The sequence below is a fragment of the Corynebacterium sp. CCUG 71335 genome, assembly GCF_024454075.1.
In the GTDB taxonomy this organism is placed as follows: domain Bacteria; phylum Actinomycetota; class Actinomycetes; order Mycobacteriales; family Mycobacteriaceae; genus Corynebacterium; species Corynebacterium genitalium.
On record NZ_JAGPYY010000020.1, the window covers coordinates 1 to 2921 of the forward strand.

Consider the following 2921-nt stretch of genomic DNA (forward strand, 5'->3'; position numbering starts at 1 on the left):
CTAGCCGTGGCTTACCCCGACCGATTCGCCGACTACTTGTAAACCAAACCCCCACACACAAACAATCGGACACCCTCAACTTATAAGTCAGTTGAATTTTAAACCAGAGCCTTACTCTTCGTTGAAAAGTTCTTCTTTTTAAAGGAGAGAGAATGCTATCGCTGAAAGATCTACAGTTTCAGGCTGAGGGAAAACTCCAAACCCTCAAAGAAGAGGGCACCTACCGCAATTTCTCTGTTATTAACCGTCAAGCAGGGAGCTTTCCAGTCGCTAAGCTCAGAAAACCGAACAACGAACTTCAAGATGTTGTTGTGTGGTGTAGTAATGACTATTTGGGAATGGGGCAACACCCTAAAGTTTTAGAAGCTGCAGGTAAAGCGATTCTTAAATACGGCGCTGGAGCCGGTGGGTCTAGAAATATCGGCGGGACCAATGACGAGGTGGAACTCCTTGAGGAAGAAATTGCATCTTGGTTGGGCCGAGAGCGGTCTCTAGTGTTTCCAACCGGTTACGGTTCCAACGACGCTAGCATCGAATCGTTGATTACGATCTTCCCGAATCTGCAAATATTCAGCGACGAATTGAACCATGCTTCAATTATTGCTGGGGTTAGGAGGAGCAAAGGTGTACGGCACATTTTCCGGCACAATGATGCGAAGCATTTAGAAAGTCTGCTTGATTCGGCTGACCCACACGCTCCAAAGCTGGTGATATTGGAGTCTGTCTACTCCATGGACGGTGATATCGCTCCTTTGGCAGACATAGTTCATGTCGCTAAGTCGTATGAAAGTTTAGTTTTCCTCGACGAAGCCCATGCCATTGGAATGTATGGCCCAGAAGGGAGAGGGATCGCGGCCTCCCTCGGGTTGTCCGAGGAGATCGATATCATCCAAGGAACTCTAGCCAAATCTATCGGCGTTATCGGCGGTTTCGTAGCAGGCGCAGACTGGTTAATAGACGCAATCCGCTGTTTTGCTCCAGGCTTCATCTTCACCACCGCCATGCCTCCTTCCATATGCGCAGCCGCAAGAACCAGCATCTCGATTATTCGACAACAAGAATCATCGCGGAGGGAGTTGGCGGATAAGACGGAGCGATTGCGTGAAATTTTCATCCACAATGGAATTGAAGTAATGCCTCAGTCAGAAACGCATGTACTGCCAATACTCATTGGAAGTGCACACCGGTGTACTGAATCGGCGCGAATACTGCTGGAGGACTACGGAATCTACGTTCAACCGATCAATGCGCCCACTGTTCCTGTCGGTACGAGCAGATTCCGAATTAATGTGACGCCGACTCACACTGAGCAACAAATGGAGTATCTTGCTTCATCCTTAGCAAAGGTAATGGAGAGGGTTCCCAATGAACAGTAAGACTGCTTTTCGCATTCGAGAATGCGTCCGTGAAGATCTAGATCAGCTAGTTGACCTACGTAAACAATTATTTCTCACGGATCCGTCGGCTTCATGGGCGATTGGCTCGGACGACTGGATTTATTACTACCGCTCTTTTATTGAGGGGCAGATTTCCTGTAGTTCACGAGGGATTACTTTCGTAGCCGAATCAACTGATAAGATTGTTGCAACACTAACAATAATCGTTGATAGTCACCTGCCCTCTCCTTCTTCGACCGAAGGAAAAGTTGGATGGATACAAGGAGTGTTCGTGGCTCCTGACGCTCGAGGGCATGGATTGGCAAAGAACCTTACGCTTCGAGCCTTGAAGTGGCTAGAAGAGCACAATATTCCTACTGTAACCCTAGCTTCCACCAAAGCTGCGGAAAGAACCTACCAATCCTGCGGTTTCATCTTAGACGGGGAAGCCCATTATCTGAGGGGGGTATAGATCTTGGGTAGGTTTGTTTTTATAGGGGCGGGATACGAAGGAAAGCGCTTATACCAGTCACTTTTGGCGGCTGTTACTGCTGAGGAGAAAGAAAGTACAGAGGTATCCTTCCTCTCCAAGGAAGAAACAAAGGCTTTAGAGTTCGCACCACCAGAGGATATCGAGAGGTACTTCTCCGATGTTGATATGGTTGTGAATGCAACTAACGATGACCAGCACCTTTCAGTCCTGAAGATTCTCCAACATACTAAATGTTTCATCTTATCCGAAAAACCGTTGGCAGCTCCTGGAGAAAGAATCCCCGAAGGATTAAATGAAAAATGGAGCACGGATAATACCTTTGCTCTCAATTGTATTGAACGCTACTCTGCAGCAGCTACAGAAGTAAAGCAGAAGATTAGCGAATCGGGATTAACCGTAAATCGGATTGATTTTATCTGGGCAAAGAACAGGTTCGATGATCCTCGCCCGACGGTGGGAGTGGTTTCAGAAATTATTCACCCGCTTGATTTATGCTGCTACCTATCAGGCAGTGACACCGCTAATTTACAGCTCCTAGACGCATCGATTGTTGGGTCTAATTACGGTTCACCGAGCAAAGTCCTGCCGGAAACCGCCCAAGTTACTTTCTGCTTGGCAGATACTATTGTGACCGGTTCTGCTAGCTTTGGATACTCCAGTAGGATGCGGAAAGTAAATATAATAGCCTCTTCAACCGATGGCGAGCGTGAATACTTTGAATTAACTTTTGATGATCCTCGATGGGACTACGATCATCTATCTCATTGGTCCTCCGCAGGATCTAAGGCTTTCAAAACCACCGTTTATGAACCCACCTTAGGCAACTATCCGGAGGGCTGCGACAAGCTGGTTCGTTTCTGGAAGGAATTATTGACAAACAAAAGGAACCCGCGCTTTACGACATGGCGTGAAGCTTTAGATCTTCACCAATTTTTGACAGAAATTAGCAGGTACCAGAAGGGGGCTGTACTCTACCTGAAGCGTCCTGGTTTTCGTTCCGCTTATTGAACGCCCAACGGGTGGGCGTGTGATTGTTGATAGTAGGCGTCTTC

General features: G+C 47.3%; 3 protein-coding genes. All 3 read left to right on the forward strand.

From position 1 onward, the window contains the following. Window positions 1-152: 152 nt before the first annotated feature. Genes hemA through KBX19_RS11185 form a run of 3 tightly spaced genes read left to right on the forward strand, consistent with a single transcriptional unit; the run spans window position 153 to window position 2877 of the window. The gene (gene hemA, locus KBX19_RS11175) at window positions 153-1376 is read left to right on the forward strand and encodes a 5-aminolevulinate synthase (protein WP_255999039.1); all 1224 of its coding nucleotides are present in this window, start codon (window positions 153-155) and stop codon (window positions 1374-1376) included. Next, window positions 1366-1848: a GNAT family N-acetyltransferase gene (locus KBX19_RS11180; protein ID WP_255999041.1), complete on the forward strand. Its 483-nt coding sequence runs from the start codon at window positions 1366-1368 to the stop codon at window positions 1846-1848. Before hemA ends, KBX19_RS11180 begins: the two co-directional genes overlap by 11 nt. Window positions 1849-1851: 3 nt before the next feature. After that, window positions 1852-2877 (forward strand): hypothetical protein, encoded by a 1026-nt coding sequence (locus KBX19_RS11185; RefSeq protein ID WP_255999043.1) that lies wholly within the window; start codon window positions 1852-1854, stop codon window positions 2875-2877. Window positions 2878-2921 lie beyond the last annotated feature (44 nt).

Excerpts from the sequence above, each read along its gene's own strand:
- hemA (WP_255999039.1), top strand. The coding sequence starts at position 153 with ATGCTATCGCTGAAAGATCTACAGTTTCAGGCTGAGGGAAAACTCCAA.
- KBX19_RS11180 (WP_255999041.1), top strand. The coding sequence starts at position 1,366 with ATGAACAGTAAGACTGCTTTTCGCATTCGAGAATGCGTCCGTGAAGAT.